The organism is Eubacterium sp. BIOML-A2, from assembly GCF_009680135.1.
Lineage (GTDB): Bacteria > Bacillota > Clostridia > Lachnospirales > Lachnospiraceae > Faecalicatena > Faecalicatena contortus_B.
On sequence record NZ_WKZK01000040.1, the window covers coordinates 22,263 to 47,405 of the forward strand.

Annotated in this window: 21 protein-coding genes and 3 pseudogenes; 4 read left to right on the plus strand and 20 right to left on the minus strand. The window is 55.0% G+C overall.

The window, feature by feature from the left end:
• Window positions 1-21: 21 nt before the first annotated feature.
• Window positions 22-7,029 (minus strand): InlB B-repeat-containing protein, encoded by a 7,008-nt coding sequence (locus GKG43_RS14140; protein ID WP_129880021.1) that lies wholly within the window; start codon window positions 7,027-7,029, stop codon window positions 22-24.
• 308 nt (window positions 7,030-7,337) lie between these two features.
• A complete protein-coding gene (locus GKG43_RS14145) occupies window positions 7,338-7,985 on the minus strand; it encodes a TetR/AcrR family transcriptional regulator (RefSeq protein ID WP_129880019.1) in 648 nt (215 codons plus the stop codon).
• A 347-nt stretch (window positions 7,986-8,332) separates the two neighbouring features.
• Between GKG43_RS14145 and mobC (GKG43_RS14150) the strand changes: the two genes are divergently transcribed.
• Together mobC (GKG43_RS14150) and GKG43_RS14155 are read left to right on the plus strand one after the other, a co-directional pair.
• Window positions 8,333-8,662 (plus strand): plasmid mobilization relaxosome protein MobC, encoded by a 330-nt coding sequence (gene mobC / locus GKG43_RS14150; protein ID WP_129880017.1) that lies wholly within the window; start codon window positions 8,333-8,335, stop codon window positions 8,660-8,662.
• Window positions 8,623-9,786, plus strand: coding sequence for a relaxase/mobilization nuclease domain-containing protein (locus GKG43_RS14155; RefSeq protein ID WP_129880015.1), 1,164 nt, complete (start codon window positions 8,623-8,625; stop codon window positions 9,784-9,786). The genes mobC (GKG43_RS14150) and GKG43_RS14155 overlap by 40 nt, the downstream gene beginning before the upstream one ends.
• Window positions 9,787-9,887: 101 nt before the next feature.
• Here the strand turns inward: GKG43_RS14155 and GKG43_RS14160 are convergent.
• The 9 genes and pseudogenes from GKG43_RS14160 to GKG43_RS14205 form a co-directional block, all read right to left on the minus strand.
• Window positions 9,888-10,315 (minus strand): annotated as a pseudogene (locus tag GKG43_RS14160) (helix-turn-helix domain-containing protein); the annotation flags it as partial.
• A 442-nt stretch (window positions 10,316-10,757) separates the two neighbouring features.
• On the minus strand, window positions 10,758-12,329 hold the full coding sequence (locus GKG43_RS14165) for an MBG domain-containing protein (protein WP_129880013.1): 1,572 nt from the start codon (window positions 12,327-12,329) through the stop codon (window positions 10,758-10,760).
• Between the two features lie 46 nt (window positions 12,330-12,375).
• Complete coding sequence (locus GKG43_RS14170) at window positions 12,376-12,702, minus strand: hypothetical protein (protein WP_129880011.1); 327 nt, start codon at window positions 12,700-12,702, stop codon at window positions 12,376-12,378.
• Window positions 12,703-12,878: 176 nt separating this feature from the next.
• Window positions 12,879-13,514 (minus strand): PrsW family glutamic-type intramembrane protease, encoded by a 636-nt coding sequence (locus GKG43_RS14175; RefSeq protein WP_129880009.1) that lies wholly within the window; start codon window positions 13,512-13,514, stop codon window positions 12,879-12,881.
• Window positions 13,511-14,128: a hypothetical protein gene (locus tag GKG43_RS14180; protein WP_129880007.1), complete on the minus strand. Its 618-nt coding sequence runs from the start codon at window positions 14,126-14,128 to the stop codon at window positions 13,511-13,513. Before GKG43_RS14180 ends, GKG43_RS14175 begins: the two co-directional genes overlap by 4 nt.
• Entirely contained in the window at window positions 14,112-14,462 is a 351-nt protein-coding gene (locus GKG43_RS14185; RefSeq protein ID WP_129880005.1) for a DUF4179 domain-containing protein, read from the minus strand. Before GKG43_RS14185 ends, GKG43_RS14180 begins: the two co-directional genes overlap by 17 nt.
• Complete coding sequence (locus GKG43_RS14190) at window positions 14,449-15,003, minus strand: RNA polymerase sigma factor (protein WP_129880003.1); 555 nt, start codon at window positions 15,001-15,003, stop codon at window positions 14,449-14,451. The genes GKG43_RS14185 and GKG43_RS14190 overlap by 14 nt, the downstream gene beginning before the upstream one ends.
• A 624-nt stretch (window positions 15,004-15,627) precedes the next feature.
• Entirely contained in the window at window positions 15,628-16,425 is a 798-nt protein-coding gene (locus GKG43_RS14200) for an alpha/beta hydrolase (protein ID WP_154253407.1), read from the minus strand.
• 17 nt (window positions 16,426-16,442) lie between these two features.
• Window positions 16,443-16,901: a hypothetical protein gene (locus GKG43_RS14205; protein ID WP_154253406.1), complete on the minus strand. Its 459-nt coding sequence runs from the start codon at window positions 16,899-16,901 to the stop codon at window positions 16,443-16,445.
• Window positions 16,902-17,187: 286 nt separating this feature from the next.
• On the opposite strand from GKG43_RS14205, the gene GKG43_RS14215 reads away from it, so the two are divergent.
• Window positions 17,188-17,388 carry a hypothetical protein gene (locus tag GKG43_RS14215; protein ID WP_002596235.1) on the plus strand — a complete coding sequence of 67 codons (201 nt, stop codon included), beginning with the start codon at window positions 17,188-17,190 and terminating at the stop codon, window positions 17,386-17,388.
• Window positions 17,389-17,452: 64 nt separating this feature from the next.
• Here the strand turns inward: GKG43_RS14215 and GKG43_RS14220 are convergent, their stop codons facing one another.
• The 6 genes from GKG43_RS14220 to mobC (GKG43_RS14245) form a co-directional block, all read right to left on the minus strand.
• Window positions 17,453-17,647 carry a transposon-encoded TnpW family protein gene (locus GKG43_RS14220; RefSeq protein ID WP_002596234.1) on the minus strand — a complete coding sequence of 65 codons (195 nt, stop codon included), beginning with the start codon at window positions 17,645-17,647 and terminating at the stop codon, window positions 17,453-17,455.
• Between the two features lie 14 nt (window positions 17,648-17,661).
• Window positions 17,662-18,504, minus strand: coding sequence for an ATP-binding protein (locus tag GKG43_RS14225; RefSeq protein ID WP_002596233.1), 843 nt, complete (start codon window positions 18,502-18,504; stop codon window positions 17,662-17,664).
• Window positions 18,501-19,295 carry a replication initiator protein A gene (locus tag GKG43_RS14230; RefSeq protein WP_006356266.1) on the minus strand — a complete coding sequence of 265 codons (795 nt, stop codon included), beginning with the start codon at window positions 19,293-19,295 and terminating at the stop codon, window positions 18,501-18,503. Before GKG43_RS14230 ends, GKG43_RS14225 begins: the two co-directional genes overlap by 4 nt.
• A 72-nt stretch (window positions 19,296-19,367) precedes the next feature.
• Entirely contained in the window at window positions 19,368-19,754 is a 387-nt protein-coding gene (locus GKG43_RS14235) for a cysteine-rich VLP domain-containing protein (RefSeq protein ID WP_002596231.1), read from the minus strand.
• Window positions 19,744-21,369: a relaxase/mobilization nuclease domain-containing protein gene (locus GKG43_RS14240; protein WP_002596230.1), complete on the minus strand. Its 1,626-nt coding sequence runs from the start codon at window positions 21,367-21,369 to the stop codon at window positions 19,744-19,746. The genes GKG43_RS14235 and GKG43_RS14240 overlap by 11 nt, the downstream gene beginning before the upstream one ends.
• Entirely contained in the window at window positions 21,341-21,739 is a 399-nt protein-coding gene (mobC, locus tag GKG43_RS14245; protein ID WP_002596229.1) for a plasmid mobilization relaxosome protein MobC, read from the minus strand. The genes GKG43_RS14240 and mobC (GKG43_RS14245) overlap by 29 nt, the downstream gene beginning before the upstream one ends.
• A 276-nt stretch (window positions 21,740-22,015) precedes the next feature.
• Between mobC (GKG43_RS14245) and tet(40) the strand changes: the two genes are divergently transcribed.
• Window positions 22,016-23,236, plus strand: coding sequence for a tetracycline efflux MFS transporter Tet(40) (tet(40), locus tag GKG43_RS14250; RefSeq protein WP_002578914.1), 1,221 nt, complete (start codon window positions 22,016-22,018; stop codon window positions 23,234-23,236).
• 154 nt (window positions 23,237-23,390) lie between these two features.
• Here the strand turns inward: tet(40) and GKG43_RS14255 are convergent.
• The 3 genes and pseudogenes from GKG43_RS14255 to GKG43_RS14265 all read right to left on the minus strand — a co-directional run.
• Window positions 23,391-23,519: pseudogene (locus tag GKG43_RS14255) on the minus strand (Maff2 family protein); the annotation flags it as partial.
• A 35-nt stretch (window positions 23,520-23,554) separates the two neighbouring features.
• Window positions 23,555-24,862 (minus strand): annotated as a pseudogene (locus GKG43_RS14260) (type IV secretory system conjugative DNA transfer family protein); the annotation flags it as partial.
• Entirely contained in the window at window positions 24,863-25,042 is a 180-nt protein-coding gene (locus GKG43_RS14265; protein WP_024400493.1) for a transposon-encoded TnpW family protein, read from the minus strand.
• Window positions 25,043-25,143: the final 101 nt, after the last annotated feature.

Consider the following 25,143-nt stretch of genomic DNA (forward strand, 5'->3'; position numbering starts at 1 on the left):
GCAGCCACTGCTTGTATTTGCTTATCTTGTTTTTCTGCGGCGCTTTGTACCCACGGCCACAACTAACATCCCTGCAAGGGACAGGAACATGAGGCTGCTCCACAGCGCCAGATTGCTCTCGTCGCCGGTCTTCGGTGAAGTCTTTCCGGGATCGCTCGTACCAGGCGTCGTGCTGTTCTTCTTCCACTGTGCCGTAAAGGTATGATCGCCGTTTACGGTGTAGCTGTCGCCCGCGTTGTAACGGGAACCCTCCCAGTAATCGAAGGTGTAACCCTCTCTTGTGGGAGCGGGAAGCGTGATGGTCGTGCCGTTCTCCGCCTGGATCGTCACGGTTCCCGTCTTGCCGTTCAGCGTACCGCCGTTCAAGTTATAGCTGATGGTAGAGGTGGTCACGGGCGGATTCGTCTTCGCCTTGACCTCCACCTCGTAGGTAGCGGTGAAGCCCTCGTATCTCACGGTCAGGGTCTGCTTACCGGTTTTGCTGCTGTCGAATCCGGAGATCATAGCCGCTGTAACGTCGACCGTTGACTTGCTGCCGTCAGACTTGCTCACTTCCAGCGTCAGGCCGGTCACATCCAGCGCCTCGCCCTCGGTGTAAACCTTCTTGGCGCCGTTGCTGTTGAGCTTGATCCCGGTCACAGTGACAGGCCCAGGCGGGTTTTGCTTCGCCGTGAAGGTGTAGGTGAAGCTCGCCGTGTCGGTGATCGTCGCGCCGCTTGGGTTGGGGCTCCATGCGCCGCCCTCGAAACCTTCGGAGGCGATCATGCCGGTGGGTATCTGCGTGGGGCTCTGTCCGTCCTCGACCTCCTCGGTCTTCGGGCCATTCGATCCGTCCGCCCAGGTGCCGTTGATCACATTGTAGGTCACGGTATGCTTGGGTTTCACGGTGCCATTCAGCGTGTTCGTGACAACAAACTGCGTGCCAGACACCTTTTCCACCTTGGTCGTGTACTCCGGAATCTCATCGACGGTGATCGTATAGTCGATGGCACCCTGCGCATCGGAGGCGGGGAGGTTGTCGAATCTGAACGTCCAGAGGCCGCTTGGGCCTGCTTTCACCTCTTGTGATGCGTGCTCCGTGTTATTGGCCAGCAGACGCACCATGATTTTCTCAGGGCGCTTGTCCTGCTGGTTGTCATCGCCATCCCAATTCACGATGCCTACCACATCCAGATTTTTGACGTCGAAGGTGTAGGTGAAGGTCGTATCGCCCGTGATCGTCGCGCCATTGGGGTCAGGGCTCCACGCGCCGCCTTCGTAGTTCTCGGCGGGGAGCATACCCGTTGGAATCTGCGTGGGGCTTTGTCCGTCCTCGACCTCCTCGGTCTTCGGCGTTGTCGTACCGTCTGCCCAGGTGCCGTTGACCACGATGTAGGTCACGGTGTGCTTGGTTGTCGGCTGTGGCGGCGTGCCCGTGACGGTGAAGCTCAGCGCGACGGAAAGCGTCTGATCCGTGCCGTCGTTGTAGGCAATGGTCAGCGTTTCGCTATGCGTGCCCGCCGAAAGCCCGCTTTTGGGGTTAACGGCGATGTTCATGCTCTCGCCTGCCGGAAGCGTGAAAGGCAGGCTGACGGGCTGGGCGGCAGCGTTGAGAGGCGTGGCCTCAAAAGCTGTCAGACCGTCAAGGGACTTGACGGTGACGCTCCCCGACGTACCGTTTCGCAGCGTGAGAGGCTTTGGGGAGATCGTGCCGTAGCCGTGCTCTGCCGGGTCGAAGGTCAGGCTGGCGGGATCGGCCTCCACGGTCCCCTGCGGCGGCTGCGCGGGATCAACAATACGGAATGTCCCGGTCGCACTGCCCGTGTAGTTGCCTTTCATCGTTGCGGTGACCGTGACCGTGCCGGGCTCTGTGCTGTCGGACCAGCTCAAATCAAAGTCCCTCGGCGACTCGAGCGGCGTTGACGAGAAGTACTTTGAGACGGCGACCGAGATCTTGTTCTGACCAAGGTCAGCCATGCCGGCAACAAAAGTCCACGGTTGTCCGTTGTACTCCACGGTCTCGGGCTCGATGATTACCTCGAAGTCGGAGGCGTCGAGCGGTATGACCTTGAAGGGAGCCGTGATCTTGCCCGTGTAGTTGCCCTTGCCGGTGATCGTTGCCGTCTTGTCGCCGACGTTGACGTCTTGACCGCAGACCACGTCGTAGTCGCTGCCCTTCTGGAGCGTTATCCCGTTCCATGTGACCGTCGGCTCGGGCCATACCCCAGAGCTGTTATAAGCCAGATCCTCGATCTTGACCGTTGCCGTGGAGATGTCGGCGGGCGCGATCGTCAGCTTGCCATCTTTCACCGTGACCGTACCGAGCGTATAGCCGTCCGGCAGCGTGACGTCGAAGTACTCCGCCTGGAGGCCCATGCCGTATGCGCCGGCGTCGGTCTTTGCGATGCTGGCCGCGTCCGCGTGGGCGCTCTTGAGCGTGACCGTGACGCCGCTCACGTCGCCGTCGTCGCTGTCCTTGGCAGTGAAGCTAAAGCCGCTGACGCTCTTCTCCGTGCCGTCGTAGTCCGCACTGGCCGTCTTGCCCGTGACGGTGACGTTGACGGGCTTGCTCACTGACGGGGCGGGCACGGTATACTTGATGGTCACGAAGCTCTCCGTGGGATTGACATAGTCGATCTTGGCGCTCGCCGCGCCGTCGACGCTCAGGGCGTAGCAGACCTCGGGGTTGGTGATCGCATAATTGCTGTCCAGCTTCACCGTGGCGTGGCCCTTGAGGAAGGTCCGGCTGCTCTCCGTGTCGCCGGTCGAGACCTGGACGCGCAGCTCATAGGTTTTTCCTTGCTTGAAGGTCGTATCGCCGTCCGGGTCCCAGTTGACCGCGCCGATCTCATAATCCGTGCCGTTGGCGCGCACAAACTGCGCGCTCAGCTCGCCCCATTCGCCGCCCGGATACCAGTGGTTTTGCGGGATCGGGTCGCCCGCCTTGGGGAAGACGCTGAGGCTCACCGCGTCCACGACCTTGTCGCCCCTCACCCACATGCAGTAGAGCGTCGTATCCCCGCCGATCGGCGTATCCGGTTTTACGGCGCTGCTGTCGTCATTGGGGTCGGTGAACCAGATCAGACCCTGGGCGTCGTACACGCGGAAGCGATCGTCCCCGCTGAGCATAGGAACTTCTGCCGCGCTGCCGTACCACTCCACGTCGGGGCTGCCGTTGGCGCTGCTGCCGCTGTTGATGCTCTGCGTCTGCGCGGGGGCCGTGCCCATGCCCTGGGTATCGTAGTCGACCTTGTAATGGAAGTAGCTCCAGGTATAGGTCGCGTTGCCGGTCACGCTCTGGCCCACGGGGTTGACGTCCCACGCGCCGACGCCATAGCCGCTCGCCGGCTGGGGCTTGGGTACGTCGCCGGCCTGGATCGTGCTGTTCTCGGCAAGCGTCACGGTTTTCTGCGCCGTGCCGCCCTCCCATGTGCCGTTGACGATGTTGAAGCTGATCTCGAAGCCGGTGAGCTGCGGCTTCGGCTCGATGGTGATCGTCGTGCCTTTCACCCCGAAGCTGCTTTGATTGCTGCCGAGGGTCAAAACATTGTTCTCCGCGTCAACGGCCCGGTAGTTGGCGGGATAGCTGATGACCCCGTCCCCCGCCAGGAACGGATCTTCCGTTTCGGAATAGGCCCGGATCACGCCGCCGCCCACGGTGATGCAGTGCTCGCCGGAATAAGGCGTCTGGCTGGAGCCGCCTTTCCACGCAATCAGGGCGATATTCGGCGCGGAAAGGGACACGTCGCCGCCGTCCATGATGAAATTGCCGCGGTATTTTATGTTGACGGCGCGGTAGCCCGATGCTGCCGTGAGTGTGCCGCCCTTGATATGCACATCGGCTCTTTCGGCATAGATCGCTTCATTGTCGGATGTGATTGCGATGCTTGACCCCGCGGCGATCGTCAGGGTATTGAGCGCCCCGTCTCCTCTCGTGTAAACCGCGACGCCTCGGTCGCTGCTGCCGATTGTGAGCTCGCCGCTGATCGTCAGTGAATCCTCGCTGTAGATCCTCGCCCGGTCATGCGCCCCGCTGATCGTGGGGTTATGCAGCGTCAGGGTCTTGGTGGCCGGGTCATAGGACGCGGTGGGTCTGCCCTGGCTGTCGGTCTGACCCAGGATGTTATCCAGGTTGGAGGAGTCCACCTGCGTGTCGCCGATCCAGAGGGGATAGGGCTTTACGAACACCGCCGTCAGGTCGTAGGCCTGATCCAAATAGCTGACGCTGTGCGGATTGGCAAGGCCGCTCGCGCCGCGCCATTCCTTAAAGGCATAGCCCGTCTCCGGGATCGCCTCAAAGCTTACGCTGCTCCCCTCGTAAAGGGTCTGACTGATGCTCTCGCCCGTCTGCGCCGCGCCGCCGTTTACCGTGAGGGAGACCTTTCCCATCGTGCTGTCCGCCGTGCGCAGGGCGACGGAGAACGGCTGCAGCGGGTAAAAGACCGCCTCGAGCTCGTAGGCGCGCTTAATCGCGTCCGTCAGCTCATAATCCTTCGCCTGATCGCTGAGGAGGGTGATCCCCTGATACCAGCCGCCAAACGCAAAGCCCTCCTCCGGCTTTGCCGACAGCAGCACCCGGCTGTCTTCGGCATAGCGTCCCGCGCCCGAAACCGTCCCGCCGTTTTCGGGCATTCTGCTCACCGTCACATCATAATAGGTCGGGTCCTTGATGACCAGCGTGAACTGCTTGCTGCCGCTGCCCTTCTCGTTACTTGCGGTCACCGTAAAGGTATAGCGTCCCGCCTGTACCGGTATGCCCTTAATCCGTGCTATCCCATCACTATAGTTGTCCAGGTTTAGCCCCGACGGCAAACTCCCCGATGATATCTCCCATGCCGGCTTGTAGACTGAAAAGAAACCCGTGGGCTTCGCCGGTGGGTTGGATTCCAAATATACTTCATACGCTTTCCTTACCGTTCCCTCAGGTAAGGAGTCTGTCAGTATAACCGGAGCCGTTAGCTCTGCAACCAGCACCCTGATCGTGACAGCCTCCGGCGGCATGAGGAAGCTTTCTCCCTGCTCCACAGTAAAGGACTGACCTGATTTCCGTGTGACGGTAATGGACTTTACAAAGTTTTCCCCACCATAACCAGCCAATACATAGAGTTCTGTACCTGTTTGTATCTCTTTATAGTCCGTTGCGCCGGAGGCGTTGACCCGGATCTGTTGCGTCCCGCCTTTGCTGTATAGGGTTGCACCATTCCCCGGTCCGGACATGGTCAAGGTCGCCCGGTGATAGCTGCCAGGGACAAAGGAGACCGAAATCTGCGCCTCCTTGTCGGGCATATCGAAATAGTAGGTTCTCTCCGTGGTCTCGCCCTGGACATAAGAGGAATACGCGGCGTTGGTGAAGCGGACCTCGCCGAGCTCGTAGCCGCTATCCGGGATGATCTCGAGCCTGCAATGCCGCCCGGGTTCTTCCGCCATGTACAGGGTGGTCGGGCCGCTGCCCTCGTCCTTGATGCTCTCGTTTCTTCCGATCAGGCGCACGCTGCCGTGTTCCCCGACGGAGCAGCTCAACGCGCGCCAGCCCTCCAGGCGCTTGAAGCTCACCCGGACCTCCACGTTGCCTTTGGGCATCTGGAAAGTGAAGGCGTACATATTATCGCCGCGTATGCCAGAAGGCCATAGCGTCTCGATGGGGACCTCCCTGTTGTTGCTCGTATCCCAGATCCGGACCTGATCCACCGTATAGCCATCCCGTGGAGATGCGAAAACGCTGACGCCGTCCCCTTCGGGAGCTCTTGGCCGGTTATTTGCGTCTCTTACCATTGCTCCCTGGGACGAATCGTACACGAAATTTAGCTCGTATCCGTTTACGCCTGTGCCGTTTGAGGCACGGACAAAACAGGGCGTGATCGTTACATCATGGGCCGGCATATGGAACGCCACACACAACTTATCTCCCGCACCCAGTCTTCCCAGGGGTCTTGTTTCTCCTCCTCCCTCCATAATAGCTCCCACAAAGAACCATCCACTGTCCTCTTTCACATGGCAATAGACAAGCGAAGCAACTTCTGCCTTATGCTCTTTGGGATACATTTCATCATTGATCCATGAGAGCCAGAACTCGCCTCCGGGGATGTTCTTTACCACGTTGATGTTGTATTTGACGCCCTTGGCGCCGTCGCGCAGCGCGGGCGCGGCGGACATGCCGCGCAGGGCCAGAGCGGGCGCTTCCTCCCAGCCCGCGTAAAGCGTGAGATTACCGGTTACCGTGTCTTTTCCGAAATTCCAGATATTCTTTGTTTCCGGCTCCGTGTACCAGCCGGTGAAGATAAAACCGGCCGCTTCCGGTGCTTTGGGCGCGGTGATGGTAGCGCCGTCCTCCACGGTAACGGAAGCAGGGGCTGTTCCGTGACCGTTTGTATCGAAGGTGACGGTGAAGGTCTCGCCTGCGGGGGCTTCCCGCTTCCCGCCTGCTGCGCCGTCCCCCGTATCGCCGGATACCTCGTCCGTATTCTCGCCGGGTTCGCCGTCCGTTGGTGTGGCGGGCGTCTGTTCATCCGGCTGCGGCTGCTGCGTAAACACCGCGCAGAGCGTCAGGTCTGCGTTGAGCGTAAAGGTGTATTCCGCGTCCTCGCTGCGCCTGTCCTCGTCGCGGCGTTCCTCCGCGTCCCTCTGCTCCTCCGGCTCCACGTACCAGCCCGTGAAGACATAGCCGTCATTGGCCGTGGCCTTGACGGTGACTTCCGTGCCCGCGTCATAGCTCCCGCCGCCCTCTACCGTGCCGCCCTCGGCGGGATCGGCCTTGAGGGTGAGGGTATAGCTTGCGGGCTCCGGCGACGGATTGCTCTCGGCGGTTTTATCCTCGCCGCCCTTGTTATCGCCTTGCTCCTTGTCCTCGTCTGATCCCGGCAGCTCGCCCGGATCGGAGGGTGAAGCGCTCTCCTTAGCGGTATCTTCTTCCTTGCCGTCCATGTTCTCGATGGCAATGTCCGTGCCCGTGGTCGGAGCATCGTTTTCCGCGAAGGCGCTGATTGGCAGAAGCCCGACAATCATAATGAGCGCAAGCAGCATGCTCAATGCTCTGTTGGCGTTCTTTTTCATATCCTTACCTCGTTTCGTTCAGGATTTTGGAGTGGGTTCAAACAGGCTCCGGGCCGCGGATCGTCCCGGCTGGCAAAGTGGAGGAAGCTCACGAAAAACCACCCCCGTTCACGCAAAAAAGCGCAGCGACCCGGCGGGGCAAACCGCCCCCGCGTTGTCGTTGCGCTTGGTGTATTCCGTTATAAAGGCGCGCGGAGAAAAGGGTATGGCTACCCTTATCCGTTCCGCTCCGCTTGCAGCGATTATGCACATTTTCGCCGTTTTGTCAATGGGTTTCATGGTATTTCTCCGATACATTTCCGCATTTTCTACCGCGTGGTAAATTCCCGATAGAGCATTCTCTTTTGGGCTTCCAATTCCTGCTCCGCATCAAAGCCGTCCTCCGGCTGATACACCAGCCCCACCGCGTAGCGCGTCACCGCCGCCAGCATCAGGTGGATGGTGGTGGAGAGCATTTCCGTTTCCGAAACATCGGTGCGGACGGTGCCGTCCTGCTTTGCCTTTTCGTACATCACATGGAAATACTCGACGATGGGCTGCATCAGGCCGCGATAGGCGTCCACGGTGCCGGTGTCGATGTTCTCCGCGCGGATGTAGATGTTGAATAGCTGGTTGAAGCGCAGCAGCGCCTTGTGCTTGCGGTACAGCTCCAAAAAGGATTCCAGATAGAAGTCCAGCATATCCGCCGCCGTCTTGTCCTCAAGATTGTGGATGGGGCTGCGCTTGCGGTTCTCCCGGAAGAACTCGCCCCATTTCCACTCGGCAACCGCCAGGGCAAATTCGGCCTTGGTGCTGAAATAGCGGTACAGCGTCGCAATGCCGTGCCCGCTGGCCTTCGCCACGTCCGGCAGGTAAACCGCCTCAATGCTCCTTGAAGAAAACATCTCAAAGCCGTGTTCCAGAAAGGATTGCCGCCGCTTGAGCTGATCCGGCGTCAGTTTCGCTACGTCTCGCATGGGTATCCGCCTCGCTTTATCCCGCTTGCCGGGTGTAAAAATCTAATCACCGATCATGATCGCCTCGGTGATATGCCTCATATCACCTCATACTATACACGATTTTTCCGCGTTTTACAAGGGGTATGGGAAATTTTCGGCGGGTTGATTGTAAATTTTTTTCATCTCGGACGCTTATCTTTGGCAAAAAGCCGTTTCCGTTCGTTGTAGGGAGTAGGGGAAGATACCGTAGCAAGCATAGGGAGTGTAGCCACACGTCCCAAAATGCCGCGCCCCTGCGCCTCGCATTTCTGCTTGTTGGGATAGTCCCAAACCCGTATTACGCGAACGGAAAGGAAGGTGAAAGAATGGCGGTACGAAAACGAAACATTGTGCTGCGCGTCCCGGTGACGGCGGAGGAACGCGCCATGATCCAGCGGAAAATGCAGCAGATGGGAACGGGCTGCTTCTCCGTGTATGCCCGCAATATGCTCATAGACGGCTATGTAGTGAAAATGGATTACAGCGACGTAAAGGCACACACCGCCGAGCTGCAAAAGATCGGCAGGAATATCAACCAGATCGCCCGGCGCGTCAATGCCACGGGGACGCTGTATGCGCAGGACATCGAGGACATAAAGGGGGCGTTGACAGAGATATGGCAGTCACAAAGATCCATCCTGTTAAAAGCACCTTAAAGAAAGCGTTGGACTATATCACCAACCCGGCAAAGACCGACGAAAAGCTGCTGGTGTCCTTCTTCGGCTGCTCCATCGAAACAGCGGATATTGAGTTTGAGTTTACCCGCAGACAGGCCATGAACAAGGGGAACAATCTTGCTCATCACCTGATACAGGCCTTTTCGCCGGGAGAAGTGGACTATGAGAAAGCCCACGAGATCGGCAAGCAGCTTGCCGATGAAATCCTCGGCGGAAAATACGAGTATGTGATCGCCACCCACATTGACAAGGGGCACGTACACAATCACATCCTGTTTTGCGCCGTGGACTTTGCCGCGCACAAAAAGTATATCTCCAACCGAAAAAGCTACGGAGAAATCCGCCGCGCCAGCGACAGGCTGTGTCAGGAAAACGGGCTGTCCGTCGTGATCCCCGGTGCGGAGCGCGGCAAGCAATACGCCGAGTGGAACGCGCAGCAAAAAGGGACAAGCTACAAGGCAAAGCTGAAAGCGGCCATTGATCGGCTCATTCCCGCCGCTGCCGATCTGGACGACCTGCTGCGCCGTCTGGAAGCCGAGGGCTACGAGGTAAAGCGTGGGAAGTATATCTCCTTCCGCGCACCCGGACAGGAACGCTTCACACGCACAAAGACGCTGGGCGCAGCCTACACCGAGGAAGCTATAGCCGAGCGTATCAAGGGCAAGGTCATTTTGAAAACGCCGAAGCAGGAGCGCGGCGGCATTTCCCTGATGATCGACATAGAGAACAGCATCAAGGCGCAGCAATCGGCGGGCTATGAACGCTGGGCAAAGATTGAAAACCTGAAACGCGCCGCCCGGACGATGGCATTTCTGGATCATAACGGGATCGGAAAGTACACGGACTTGGAGGACAAAATCGCGGAGCTGCAGGACAGCGGAGCGCAAACCACCGCCGCCCTGAAAGATGCGGGCGTCACCGGCAAGCTGCCGGATGCAGCAAAGTTGAAAGAGGACTACGCCCGCCTGACGGGAGAAAAGGAGAAGCTATATGCAGACTATGACAAACTGAAAAATCGGCTGCGGGAATACGATGCCGTCAGGCGGAACGTGGACAGCATTTTGTCCCCAGCTCGCGGTATGGAGCAGGACAAGAGTCTGTGACGGTTCCGACGCTTGCACATTATTTTTGAGAAAAGCAACGTGCCGTTGTCACGGATCGGTCAAAAAATGTTTTCAAAGCCACGTTAACTTTCATAAGGGAAAGGAATGGAATCGGTAGTTGATACATCCGTATTTGATTTTTCTTTTTTGATAAGACAGTTCTTTGTATATCTTTATTTAATTGCGTTGGATTATCCAATGTTGGATTTTCCAACGTAGGTAAATCCGATTCTGGCTGCGGCGTTTCATAGATCACATAGTCCGCGCCGCGCAGCCGTCCTTTCTCGTCGCGTTCTCTTGACCGGACGATATATCCGGCTGTTTCCAGCTCCTTTACCGCCTCGCGGATCGCGTCGATCTGCTCCCGGTTGATAAAGGCAAGACCTTTCAGCGTATAGTCCCAGTCATCCGGCAGGGACAGCATTTGCGATAGCAGCCCCTTTGCCTTTAGGGTCAGTTCCTTGTTGCGCAGATGATGGTTGGACATAACGGTATAGCCGCTGTTCTTTTCCACACGAAAAACTGCCATAGGGTGTGCACCTCCTTGCTTGGTTTTTGGTTTCGGGCATGAAAAAGCCGCAGACATTCTTGAACGAAAATCTGCGGCGTCCTGGCATACGAAAAGGGATGCTCCTTGATAGAAACATCCCTTTTCGCTCGGTTATTCAGTTTTCACAGACAACCTGTTTGCCCTCTGCCCTTAAAAGCGTTGATTTTACTTGGTTTTATCTTGTTTTCATATGTCAACGCTCATAAGGCGGCGTGCTTTTGTCCTCCCGCTCGTTCGGGATTGTGGATCACCGTCCGGTTGGGCAGCTCATTGAAAGCTGTTTTGCTGTAGCCTGTCACAGAGGTGTTTCTATTTCAAGGTCATATTTTATATCGTCACCTTTCGTGGAAACAAATCGGGCGGCGGGGATGAAAACGCCTCGCCGCCCTTGATAATATCTTGTTTTCCTTCTGTGGAAATATCACTTTTCGGCTTTTGTTTTCCGGGTCGGCAGCATAAGGACGACCATCACTGTCAGCGATATGAGCATGATACTGCTCCAAAGCGCGCGATTGCTCTCGTCGCCGGTATTCGGAGCGGGTTTACCGGAGTCTATTTCCGGGTTGCCGCCGGCGTTGGCTGCGAGCACCTTCAGCTTCACCGCAGCGCTGCCGTCGTCAAAACTCACCTTAATGGTGTGCTCTCCAACCGAAAGCGTCTCCAGATATTCAGGCTTGACAGTCAGCTTCAGGCTGCCCTCCGCCGCGGTATAATACCTTGCGTCAACGGTTTTGCCGCCGATCTCAAGGCTTGCGAAATTGCCGAAGGTCAGGCTGTCGTCCTCACTGCGCTTGATCGTGATGTCCATGGTATTTCTGCTGCCCTTCTGCCAGGTGACGGACTGAATAGTGTTTCCGAGGCTGTCTTTTGCAGCATAGCTTATCGCGGGCGGCGTCGGCGGATTCGTCTTCGCCTTGACCTCCACCTCGCAGGTATCGGTGAAGCTCTCATAGGTCACGGTAATGATCTGCTTGCCGGTCTTGCCGCTGTCGAAGCCGGTGACCATGTCCTCCGTGACGGCGACCGTATCCTTGCTACCGTCGGATCTGCTGACCTCCAGCTTCATGCTGGCCAAATCCAGCTCGTCGCCCTCGTTATAAACCTTCTTGGCGTTGTCACTGTTTAGTTTGATTCCGGTTATGGTAACCGGCGTGATGGTGAAATTGCCCTTTGTCACAGTCACGTTGTAGTTCGGGTTTGCCTTATATACTGCATCGAGCACGCCCGCATAGTCGCCTGGCGCCTCGTCTGTGCCGATGCGGACGTATTCGACTTCTCCCAGGTCGCCCTCGGCAACGAGTCCTTCAACACTGCCGGTGAAGTCCGGGTCGGCCTTGCCCTGCATCTTGGATGCGCTGTACACCGTGATACTGGCTTCTACAGGGGTTACAGTCAGCGTTCCGAGCTTTTCAACGATCTTGTAGTTGCTCGCTTTTGTCTCGCCCCATTCGATTTCGTAGGTGTTGTCAGATGTGCCTGCATCGGTCCTGGAGCCGGTCGCTTTTACAGTCGCCGTATCGTTCTTTATAAAACCTTCTATGGTGGCGGTTCCTTCCTCAAGAGGCATGCCGTCATAGGCCTTCGAAGCGGAGCCTGTGGTGACGGTGAGCGCCGCCGGCTCGATGGTCATTGTGCCCGTCACGAACTCGATGTCGTAGTTGTCTTTCACATTTTCGTTATTACTGTTTCTCACGCCCAACATAGGTCCAACCGTGATGCCATACTTCCCGGCCTCGGTCCCCTGACTGAAAATCATGACGACAGAGATATAGTCACCCGCATTCAGGCCCTCTACCCGCACCTTTTGAGCGATTTGAGCCGGATCCGCATAGATCGTATCACCCTCGCCCTGTATCAATCCGTTATAGGTGTATGTCTGGTCTATCGCTGTAACAATGAGCTTGGTTTTTTCGGCCTTTGCCTGAACAGGGAACAGTCCCGCCATCAGTATCAATGCGATCAGCATGGCAAATAATCTGTTTTTTGTTTTCATATCTCGATCCTATCCTTTCTTAGATCATTTTATTGATGACGAAAAATCATTCTTCTTCCGGGTTATGCCGGTCCGGCCCTGTTCGTCGCCTGCGCTTGTGGAGCATCACCGTCACCACAACGCCCAGCGCAAAGGCGATCAGCGCCGCCAGTACATAGCCTCCGGCATTTTCCGACAAAAGGGAGGTCGCCGCGTAGCCGGATGAGGCGATTCCATGCCCGCCTTGTCCGAACAGCGTAAACAGCGCCAGCAGGCAGACCGCAAGGCTGCCGGACACGCCGCCGAGAAGTCTCACCAAAGCCAGCTCCTTTTTCTTTTCCAGAAGGTCGGCCCGCCTGTGAAGAAGCGCAAGCCTTTCCTCTGCCGTTCTCACAAGGTATTCCCTCCTTTTTCCAAAATTCAGTTTGAAAAATCACTTTCACTTATATAGATACATGAAATCCGAAAATTCCCCGCTTTTTTTGAAAAAAACTCAAAAAAATTTTTTCGGGCGCAAAAAGAACAGGCCGCTCATATCAAAGCAGCCTGTTCCGAAGGGTCTATTTTGTTTCAGCGCGCCAGATTCTTTAGGCGCTTTCGCCCGAAGGTCAGCGCAAGCAGCACCGTCAGCATGGGGAGGATATAGCCGATACGCGCCGCCGCGCCGCTCTGTGCCACCAGCAGATTATAGATGGCGTGATAGGTGATGGCAAGGGCCAGAAGTCCCGCTGTCCCGGCAAAGCGAAGATACAACCTGTCCCAGAGGTAATAAAGCACCATGCCTACGATCATGCCGCTGACCACGTGCATGGCTCCCGTGCCGAAGCCACGGATCAGAAGGTGCAAAAGCTGGGCCGAGCCGTTTCCGGTCAGATAGCACACGTTTTCAAAGGTGGCAAAGCCCACGGACACCATGATCATGGTACCCATGATATCCTCCTTTTCCGGCTCCAGCACCAAAAGATAGAACAGCACGGGAGCGAGCTTCAAGACCTCCTCCACCATAGGGGAGATCTCGATGGACGCCAGAGTCATATCCGCGCCGTGCAGCATGGCAAGGAAGGTGCTGATATAGGAGGCGGCAAGACAGGCGGTCATCCCGCCGAGGAAAAACAGCATGGACCGTCTGCGCCTTCCCCTGAGGCAGAGGATGGACACGATCAGCGGCGCGGCAATGCAGATGTAGATGTTTTCGATATAATTCATTCCCGCACCGCCTTTCCGAGCGCCGGAAAGATGAGCGCAATGCAAACGGTATAGAGAGCGTCAAACCATAAGTACGGATTTGCGAGGGTATCGCCGCCAAAGAAGCAGGAGAGCGTCCACATGATATATTCGACAAGGCAGAAGATGGCCACGGCGATGGAAAACCACCTTTTTGCGCTGCTTCCGCTTTCTTTCGTAAAGCATCCCGGCAGGGCGCGCCAGAGCAAAAGCGTCATGAAAACGGCGGAGATCAGATTGCCGACATGATCGCCCCAGCGCATGTAAAAGATGCACATACCCCCGGTAAAGACCGGGATAAGCCAAAGCATGGGGTGCCTGCCAAGGGGTCTTTCTCCCTGCACCTGCCGCAAAAGCAAAAGCAGGAACAGCCAGGCTGCATACCATGCCACCTCCGAGATATAGGAATACTGCGGCGTGACGCGGTAAAAGCCCAGATACAAAAGCCAGTACAGATCGCCCAGCGCGATGGCGGCATAGAAAAGCGCAAGGGTGCCGTAGGCTTTGCTTTTTCTCCGATAGGTAAGACCTGCGGAAGCAATGGCGAGGATCAGCGCCACGCCAAGCTGTACGGCGTTTTCAATCGTTTCGATCATAGGCGTCATCCTCGTTTTCTTTGTCCTTCTGCCATTTTTTCAAACGGAAGCAGAATACTGTTACTGCGCATCCCAGCAAAAACGCCACAATGCCGATCACGATATAGCCAAGATATTCGCTGCCGGAAAAGATGCTGGCGCTCATGCTGTCCGTGCCGCTCGACAGGGGCATTCCTTCTGTTACGGGCATCCAAAGGGCAAGCCCGATCACAAGCAAAAAGCAGGCAGCGCAGCTTGTAAACTGGATCAGCCGTACCCGGCGCTTTCTGTTTTCCTTTTTGATTTCACCGGCTCTTTTATGCAGTGCGGCAAGCCGCTCATCATTCGTGCGCATGATTGATCCCTTCCTTCAACAGTTCTTCACGGAGCTTTTGTTTCGCCCGTGTCAGGAGATGGTCTATTTTCTTTGTGTTGACCTTCATAATTTCCGCTGCTTCGGCGTAGCTCATGTCTTCAAAACAGATCAGCCACAGCGCCTCTTTCAGTATCGGATCGATACGGTCAAGGCAGAGGTGCAAAACCCTCTTTTGTTCTTCTGCCGCCAGGTGTTCCTCTATGTATTCGCTTGCGACGGGCTCATAAGCCAAATCGTCCAGACTGAAAATATCCGCGCGTTTCTTTGACGATAAGCGAAGCGCCAGATTGCGGGCGGTTTTGAACAGATACGCCTTGAAGGAGCCTTCCTTGATCTGCGGTTTCTTGACCATGATGCGGGCGAACGCCTCGACCATCATATCCTCGGCGTCCTGCCAGTCGTGGAGGATCGCCTGCAAATAGATCGTCAGGCTGTCCCCGTAACGGAGCATGAGCGCATCGTAAGAAGCGGTGTCGCCGTTAAGGAAGCGGCTGTATAGAAAATCATCTTTTTCCGGCAAGCGAATCACCTCCTGTTCTGCGTGGATCTTCAGGCTTTTTTGCGTCGGCAGGTATCACCCACGAGCGACCGAAACGTTCCAGACCGGGAATGCGCCCCGCCTGGCAGAGCTTATGCACACGGCTCTCTGATACGCCCCATTTATATGACGCCTCACGCGCCGACATATAGCCTTTCATACCAGCCTCCGGTGAATATAAAAATACATAATACATTATATCCGAATATCAGGATAGTTTCAAGGACCGCAAAACAGTTTTTGCGATTTTTTGTCGAAAAGACGCCCGTGATCATAAATTTTTCAAGGTGGCAAGCGATGCAAACCTGTACAAGTTTGTGAATTTTTGCGAGGTGGGCCGATGGCCTGGCCTCACAAAGATGCTTGTTGGCGACTATTTCCCAAACCCCTTAAGATCGCCACCTTCGGTGACGGCTGCGCGTTCAAAGAACGCTGAAAATCAAATAGGTGCAAAGAAAAAACGCTATGTAAATGGATTTACCAATCTACATAGCGTTTTCTGTTTTTCCGTCTATCAGGCACAAGCCATATTTTGTTGATGCTTCCTTATGGTGCTCCGCCTGAAACGGAGAGCTCTTTTCTGACCGGACACCCGGCAAAATAATTTCAAAGGTGATTTTGGCCTCCCTCTGTGCGGATGAAATCGGTCAGCTCCCTGCAAAAATCTTCCGGATGCAGCAAAAAATATTCGGCGTGATCCTGTCCCTTGTGCTCTACGAAGACAGTATCGGGGAAGACCTTTTTTATGTAGGCGATATCCCATTTGCGCGCCTTCTTTTCCGCGTCGCCGTACCAATATCGGACGGGACAGGAGAGTTTCGGTACCGGATCGGGCATGGAATAGTTGTTGGCTGAGTAAAACGCGCGCCAGATGGTTCTTGAGCTCATACCGGAAAAGACTCTTTTGATATACTGCAGATCCTCCATGGTGTATTTGGAGGTATCCACCATCCCGCCGAGCGCCTTGACACTCATATGCTTGCCAAGTTCCATGATGAGCCAATCACGCGCGCCGATGACCCACGTGAACGGCTTCGGAAGTTGATAAGGCGTAATCCCGGCGTCAATGACGGCGCAGTCGGTCTCTATCCTGTGTGAGGCCAGCATCCGTGTGACAAGCCCGCCTCCCATCGAGCAGCCGTAAAGGCAGCTCACGTGGTCAAGCCCATGCTCTGTCAGCCAATACGTAACCTGCTCCTCGATCTCTTCCACGCTGGTGAAGTCAAGCTCAGGTCGGTCGGGGTCGTGCCCGGGCATGGCCGGGATAACAAGACGCCAATCCTTTTCGAGGAGCGGTATCACATAGCTGAATATGTCCCACCAGACGCCAAGCGGGTGAAGCATGACGATGACGCTGCTGTTTTCCTTTCCGAATTCATGGACGGTGATGCGGTATTTTTCCATTTTGCGTTTCTCCGGCCTCATCTTTTGCGGTATCCCCTGTAAAGCAGTCCGGCGAAGATGCAGCAAAGCGCGCCTCCAGCCAGCATCAGTGCGGGCAGCAGTCTTTTTTCAAGAAATATCAGCCCGGTGACGGATACCGCCGCTCCGAGCGCCCCGCCGAGCGTGAGCGCGCCGAAGCCCATTAGCAGATATGACCGCGGAAGAACGCGGTCAAGCCCGGCGATGCGCTCTCTGATAAGCTCCGACACGCCGAGCAGCATCAGCGCTGCGGGAATACAGGCGTCTGCGGCAAACACAGTGAACCCGCGAGCAAAGCAGAGCACAAGGCAGACGATATAAGCTATCCAGCCTGTGTTTCCCGGCAGATCGTAAGCCCACCATTTTGCATTGGATATTTCCGTCTCGTAGAGCGGGTTGTTTTTATCAGTATTTTCAGCGTTGGTTCGATATGGAATTACTCTCGCCTTGCAATTCATCCTCGTGGGACAATCTCGGATAAAGGGCGGTAATGAGGTTTTGGGTGGCTTGTCTTAACATAAAATCCTCCGTTTCCGACAGCCAGCCCCACTATTCCGTGGTTTCATTGTACCACGGAACGGCGGGGGCTGTACAGCGGCAAAAGCGTTAAATTTGCTTCTTTACAGCTTTTCAATTTTCCGATTTTTATGGTATGGGTTGTCGTCCCATATTTGCAGTAGAAAAGTTCATAACTCCGTGGTATACTCTGATTTAACAAAAAAATCAGAAGTTAAAGGAGAAAACATGAAGTATACAATAGATGAATTAACCGCGGCCAAAAGGCAAATTGATTCAACTCTGCACAAGCTAAGAGAAACAGTAAAAACATTTGAATCAAAGGATAATTCCGAGCGTTATAAATCACAAATCACATTGGCAAAGAGAAGAATAAAAGCCTTTGAAATTGCAAATTATTTTATAGAGAATGAGATTAAGAATTGCTAAAGCACTTCCGATTTTCGTTCCAGCGGTCATGCTCCCTGGCATGGCCGCTTTTCCATGCCCCGGTTCACGCCGGATAAGTCGGCTCCTGTGTAGCAGCGGCTTCCGCTTCCAGTACCCGCGCCATTTTGTCGGCGGCTGTGGTTGTGGTGTCTTTCTTGAAATAGCCGGACACGACAAGGACGGAATTGCCCATGCGGATTTCCGTCACACAGTCAGGGCGGCGGGTGGTGCGGGTGTCGTGCTGCTTGTTATCTGCCATAGGCAATACTCCTTTCAGTCGGTAATCAGTTTCTTCATGCTCTCCATTTTCCGCTTGGCGGTTTCCTGCCGGAAGTTGTCGCCGGTAAAGCGTACCGGGACGCACATGGAAAGCAGGCGGTCATAAATCCGGGAATGGGCGGTGTCCTCCGGGTTGTGCAGGTCGTCCAGCGTAAGGTTGGTCGTGACGATCAGCGGCTTGCCGCTGCGGTAACGGCTGTCAATCACATTGAACACCTGTTCCAGCCCGTATTCCGTCCCGCGTTCCATGCCGAAGTCGTCAAGGATCAGCAGCGGATAACGACAAAGGCGGGAAATGTACTCGTTGCGCCCCTCAAAGCTGGCGGCAAGGTCATTGAGGATAAGAGCAAAGTTCGTCATGCGGACGGGGATTTCTTTCTCCATGAGGGCGTTTGCGATACAGCCTGCAAGGTAGCTTTTGCCGGTGCCTACGCCGCCCCAGAACAGGCAGCCGATATTGTCTGTCCGCATATCTTCCCAATGCTCCACATACCGGCGGGCAAGCCCGGTCTGCGGGTTCCTGCCGTTGTCGTTCTCGAAAGTCCAGTCCCGCATGGTGGGGTCGGTAAAGCCCCGGCGTTTCAGTTCTTCCACGGTGTCAAGGTGTCTGCGCCGCTTTTCGGCGGCTTCCCGTTCCTCGCGGGCGGTTCTCTGGCAGTCGCACTCTGCCGGGTGGCGGTCGCGCCCGAAGATAGCGGCCTTATCCGGCGCAAAATAGGCTTCTTTCGGCTTGCGGCACTTGCCGCAGTACAGTAAACCGTCCTCGCCGGTGTAGTCCTCCGGCTCCGGGATGGTGGTCGTCATATTCTCCAAAACCGCGTTGATTTCATTCTTCATAAACTCTCGCCCTCCTTGCATGAGTAGTCTGGTATGCCCTTTTTAGGGGCTTCCTTTTTGTCGTTCCCCGCCCATATCCGCAGGGCGGCGGCATAGTTCTGGTAGCTTTTCCCGTTGGCGGCAAGGTAGCGGCTCATTTCCTCGATGAACCGTTCCAGCCTGTCAGGGTACTCTGCCTGCAACTCGTCGTATTCGGTCTGTGACAGAAAAATATTTCCATATCGGCCATAGGGCGCGGACGGCCCCCCACTCACTCCCTTTGTTTGGCTCTCTGTAAGGTTGTTTATAGTAGTTTGGTTAGGGGACGGTTTTCCGACCATCATAAGGTCGGTTTTCTGACCATCAGTAGGACGGTTTTCCGGCTCTATGAGGGGCGGACTTCCGGCCATCAGTTGGTCTGAAAACTGTACCTGTGGCACTGGCGGTACTTTGACATAAAGCCGGTTCGGTGCGGAGAAGCCGCCCCGTTCCCGTTCCAACAGCCCCGCCGTGTCCAGTTCATTAAGCGCCCCCTTGATGGTGGTGCTGCCTTTATCCAGTATTTCTGCTATCTCCGCGATGGGATAGATAATATAAATCCTGCCCTCGTCGTCCAGCCACTTGTTTTTCTGGGAGAGGGTGGAACGGTCTAACAGCAGCGAATACAGCAGCTTGGCGGTCTGTGAAATCTCCATTTTCAGCAGGAAACGGGGATACGGCAGATAGGCGGGCAGCCGCGTGTCTGCCCTGATATAATCAGCGATAGGATCACCTCCCTGTGTTCGGGTTGATTTTGGCGTATTGTCACGCATTAAAACGCCGTTTCCGGGGGAAAAGGATAAATGTATCGCGTACCCTTTGACACCCACGAAAAAAGCCTTGATTTATGCGGGTTTGAAAGGCTCTAAAGCGTGACATCTCTGCCTTTGTTTCCGCTTTCTCTCGGCGGCTTTGATTTTCTTCATGCGCCCGGCGCAGTCGGGGCAGTATTTTCCCCGGTTGGATTTGGGGACAAAGGCCGCCCCGCAGACGGCACACCGTTTCCGGCTTCCCCGGCACAAGAGGGCTGCGGCCAGCTCCCCGTCAAGGGGCAGGACAGCCACACGGAACCAGTGGCACATGAGGGAAAAGGAAATGCTCTGGACGCACACGCAAGGCTCCCCGTCGTCCAATAGCAGGCAGTTCCCCTCATCGTAGTTACAGCACTCATGTACCAGCCGCCGCGCCCGCCGGTGCTGGCGGTAGTCCATGTGGGGCAGGTTATCGCTCATGGCTCTGCTCCTTTCTGCGGTGCGGCTCGTCCCGGCGCAAAATCTGGTCGATGTTCCGCTTGACGGTCTGCAACTCCTTGAACCGCTGTTTCTGTTCGTGATAGGTGTTATACAGGCCGTCTTTCTCGGAGATAAGCTGCTCGATCTCGGCCTGCAACGCTTTCCGGGCGGGCAGCTTGGTAATGCCATGCGCCTTGAAATACCGGGCTGCTGCGTCGGCTATGATAAAATCGCTCTCATGGGCCTGCCGGTATGCGGCGCGGGCTTTCTCGGATTTCTGTGCCCGCAGCCCGTCGCGGGCGGCCTTGGTCTGGGCGTAGGCCAACACCTGCCGCTGCAACTTCTTTTTCCCTTGCAGCTTCGTTTCCAGTGCTTTCAGTTCGCCGCTGGTCTGGCGCATTTTCTGATAGGCGGTGTCAACGGCGGCTTCTAACTGCTCCGGGGAAGTAAAGCCGTATTGCTGGTAGACGGACAGCGTTTTGGCGGCCTGCTTCAGATTGTGTATCTTCGCCCAGCGTTCATAGCCCCGGCCTTTGCCCTCGGCCATTTTCTGCTCAATGTCCACAAGCCGCTGCACTCCGTCCTGTTTCGGGGCGGCTATCTCGGCTCTGGCAACCTGCAAGCGGTCTTTTATGGTGCGTGGGGGATCGGGGGATCTGGCTGGCGCTTCGGCTGCTCTGGCGGCGTTTTGCTCTAAAACGGCAAAGACAGCGGCGCGGTCAAAATCGTCGCCCAGCTTCCGGGCGGTAATTGGCTTTGTCCTGTCCGGCGTGAGGTAGGAAAGCCGCCCCCGGCTCTCCTTGACGGTCACACCCTCCTGCAGCAACAGAGAGGAAAACTCGTCAAAGCTGGCGGCGGTGGCAAGGGCTTTCCGTAGGGTCTGCCGCAGCTTCTCCTTGTTCGTTTCAAACTTGGTCTGCCGGGGCGTGATACTATCGGCAATCATGGGGGCGTTCTGCTTGTCCAGCGCGGCCTGTCCCTTTTTCTGCGCCCAATACTCCCGGTCGGTGACGCGGTTCTTGCTGCCGTTCAAGAGGTCGATTTGATAAAGCCCCTCCCGGTGGCACATCTCCATGACTTCGGATTTGAAGTAGCGCAGGGCAGCGTCGGTACATCGGTGCTTGCAGCCGACTTTCGTATCGGCCGGCCTGTCCATGTAGGGCAGGAACGGCACTTCCTCAATCCGCAGGCTGTTTATGACGATATGCACATGAATGTTGCCGCTGTGGTTATGCCCGTCCGGGTGGGTGCAGACAAGGGCCTGGTGGCCGGGAAAATGCTCTTTACAGAATTGTTCCCCCAACGCCTGCGCCCGGTCTACGGTCAGGCCGTTGTCCGGCCCGTCCCGCGGGTCAAAGCTGATGATGTAGTGGTGGCTTTTCACATCTTCCCGCCGCTGGTTTTTCTGATAGCGGAGATTGGCCCGCATACACGCAACGGCAAAATCCTCCCCGTCGCAGTTCAGCGTGGACAGCCGGTAGTCCTCGCGGGGGATAAGCCTGCCGGTTTCATCAAGGACGGGCTTCATGGTAAACTCGTCATGCTCAAAGAGAAGATATTGCTCGGCGGCTCCGTAGTCGGCGTTTTTAGAGTTGATATGCTTGAGTGTTGCCAACCGCGTCACCTACTTTCTTGAGGACTTCATACTTGAGGACGGCAAGGTCGGATATGGCGGCGCGTACCTCGCCGGAAAGGGTGTTGTAGGGTACGCCGTATTCGTTCAGATACCGGGCAATCTGATTGAGGTTGCCGCCGATCCTGCCGTACTCGGCTGTCAGCTTCCCGACAGCGGAAAGCAACTCGTCATTGACCGACGACACATGGACAACCGGGCGTATGGTCGCCCGCCGTATCGCCTGCCGGAGAAATTCGGACTGGCTGATACCATAGGGCGCAAGCCGCGCTGTGAAGTCGGCATACTCATCTTCGGACAGCCGGGTTTTCACAACGCGGCTGCGGTGGGGCGTGTTGTATTTCTTTCGCATGGTGTGACCTCCTTTCTCGCCCGTAAGGGCGCATGAGCAGGGTTTGGGGAAGGCACTCCCCAACAAGTTTCCCGCGAGGGGCAAAACTGCAGAATTGCGGATTTTGGCACCGTGGTAGAAACTTGCTCTCGCTCTCGCTCTCGCTCTCGCTCTCGCTTCTCTTTACATTGACAACACAAAGCCCATTTGCTATAATATCGCGAAGAAGAACAGCCATGTTGTTCTAATTTCAGTATCGGAGGTATTCATATGGCAAACTGCAAAAACAGAAACTTCATGTTTGCTAAAAATTCAAAGGCATATTCTGTCTACCTGCTGTTCCGATTTGTCTTTTCCCTGGCGGTTTCTATGTCCACAGTGCTTTCCATCGTGTACCACCTGGAGGTGGTGCAGCTGGATGCTTTCCAGCTTGTCCTGGTAGGGACGGTTCTGGAGACCTCCTGCTTTCTGTTCGAGATACCCACCGGTGTGGTGGCGGATTTGTATAGCCGTCGGCGCTCGGTGCTGATTGGAATGTTCCTCTACGGCCTGGGCTTTCTGATGGAGGGTGCGCTACCGTGGTTCGCGCCGGTTCTGCTGGCCCAGGTTGTCTGGGGTTGCGGTGATACCTTCATCACCGGCGCTCTGGAGGCGTGGATTGCCTCGGAGGAAGAGGACAAACCCATAGACAAGGTGTTCCTGCGGGGCAGTCAAATGGGGCAAATCGGCGGCGTTCTGGGCGTGGTGCTGGGCACACTGCTGGGAAACATAAACCTGCAAATGCCTGTCATCTTGGGGGGCAGTTTGTGCTTGTTGTTGGGGCTGGTGTTGGTTCGCATCATGCCAGAAACCAACTTCTCCCCTGCTATTGAGGAACGGCAGGGCTTGCTTAAAGACTTTGTCTGCCTGTTCAAGCTCAACCTGGGCTTTGTGAAAGGCGCACCTGTGTTGCTGGCGCTCTTAGCAATCACACTATGCGGGGGACTTGCCAGTGAAGGCTTTGACCGGCTCTCCACCGCTCATTTTCTGGATGACACGGTAATACCCGTTATCGGGCCGCTGAACAGCGTCACTTGGTTCGGTGTTATCAGTCTTATCGGCAGCGGCTTAGGTATTCTGGCTTCTCAGTTGCTCATCGCCCGCATGGAGAAAAAAGGGACTGTCAGCCGAACCAGTGTGGTCATGTCCACCAGCGCCGGGTATATCCTGTGCCTGGTTCTCTTCGCGGTGGGGCGGAGCTTTTGGTTCATGTTGTTGGTGTTCCTGCTGGCGGGGCTTATGCGCACCATCAAGGAGCCTGTGCTGGCCGCCTGGATGAACGACCATGTGGATGAGAAAATGCGCGCCACAGTCTTTTCCACCAGCGGACAGCTGGACTCTTTCGGGCAGATCATCGGCGGGCCTATTGTGGGGCTGGTAGCCCAGCAGGTGTCCATACCCTGGGGGCTGGTCTGTACCGCTTTCCTGCTGTTGCCCGCGCTGTTCTTAGTGCCGGTGGCGGGAAAGAAGCGGGATTGATATGGCATAGTTAAGTTTACTGACGAGCGGGAGATTACTTCCGCTCGTCTTCATTTAGTAGCGCAAAATTTGAGGACTCTTTATTTCCTTATTCGGTATAGCGGAGGCGGCTGTCAATTCGACATAATTTTCTTGTGATACTTTACCGTACATGAGCATTAGCTCCTGGATTATCATTTCCGTAACCTTCCATAAGGTTGATTACTCCCCAAATACCAAGTCCTGCTCCAAGAGCGATTACAAGAGTCTGTAAAACTCCTACTGCTGAATTAAAAAATGCCATAAGTTAATTTCCTCCTTTTTCGTATTCGATAATGGCTAAATATTTGTTTTCTCCGATATGTTCACTTCGTACATATCAAAGACCTCATTCTTCCCAATGAGCTGCTTTTTCTTCTTCATGTACTTTTCCATATCGAAGGTATTTTTCTTGTCGGCATCAGCAAGATACTGATAGCGTGAGTGTTTTGTAATGTCGTACTTGTCACTAAAGAACGGCCTTACACCTCTTAGCTGTAAAATACACTTGCCTCCGTCCATCACTGCAATTTCGTCCTGGCTCATCAACTCCTTTCCTAATTTTTGATAATTGAGGCCATGAGAAATCTGCGTCCCTCTGTTCTCAGAAGTATTGAAGCTATCTATCGTTTCTTTTCCGAGAAGTTCAGAGATTTCTTTTAGTGTCGATTTCTCCTTGCCTCCCAAAAACAAGGTTGTGTCACAGTTACCAACGATGGTATCTGCGGCATCCTTGTAAATGGTCTTAAGCTGGCTTTGCGATTGCAAAATAATAGAAGCCGATATTTCACGGCTTCTAATGGTGGCGATCAGTTTATCGAAGTTTGGTATTTGTCCTATGTTGGCAAACTCATCGAGTATGCATCTCACATGAACCGGCAGCCTTCCTCCGTAAACATCATCTGCCTTATCACACAGAAGATTAAAAAGCTGGCTCTGCAATATAGCGATAACGAAATTGAAAGTGGTATCTGTATCACTCATGATGAGGAAGAGTGCTGTCTTCCTATCACCCAATGTATCAAGCTCCAATTCGTCATACGCCATCAGGTCTCTAAGCTCTTTGATATCAAAGGGAGCGAGCCTTGCGCCACAGGAAATAAGGATACTTTTAGCAGTCTTGCCAGCCGCAAGCTTGTACTTTTTGTATTGCTTTACGGCAAAGTGTTCAGCATCCCTTTTTTCCAGCCTTTTGAACATCAAATCTATTGGCGATTCATAATCTTCATCATCCTCTTTGGCTTCACTTGCGTTAATCATTTCAAGAAGTGTTGTAAAGTTCTTTTCTGATTCAGGTGCCTCATAGTAGATATATCCAATGAGCGCACAATAGAGAAGCCTTTCTGCTTTCACCCAAAAATCTTCTGATGACTTTTCACCGTCGCCTTTGGTATTGGCGATGATAGTATTCACCAGTTTCAAAATATCTTTCTCACTTCGGATATATGCGAAGGGATTGTAATGCATTGACTTCTTGAAATTGATGGTGTTCAAGGCTTTCAGGCTATATCCACCACGAAGAAGAAGTTTTCCAACCTCGTTTATGACTGTACCTTTCGGGAGTGTTTTGTCAAGATAAATAAAGGGAATATCTCACCGAGTTTTGCATCAAAAATTCGATGATTTCACATCGTCCTTCATCAGCCGCTTCATTTTGTCCTCCAGCGTGTCCTTTGCGGTCTGGCTGAAATGAACGCCCACCACATAGGTGGTCTTGCCCAGCTTCATGCTAAATGTTCCTGCCGGACTTGCCTGTCCTGCTTTCGTTTTGGCTGCTACCTGTTCCATGTGCGACACCTCCTGTAAAAAAGCCCGACAAAGGAAAGGCTGACAACGAAGTCCTGACAACGGACATCAGAAAACCTTAAAACTCTGTCGGGCAGATGCTC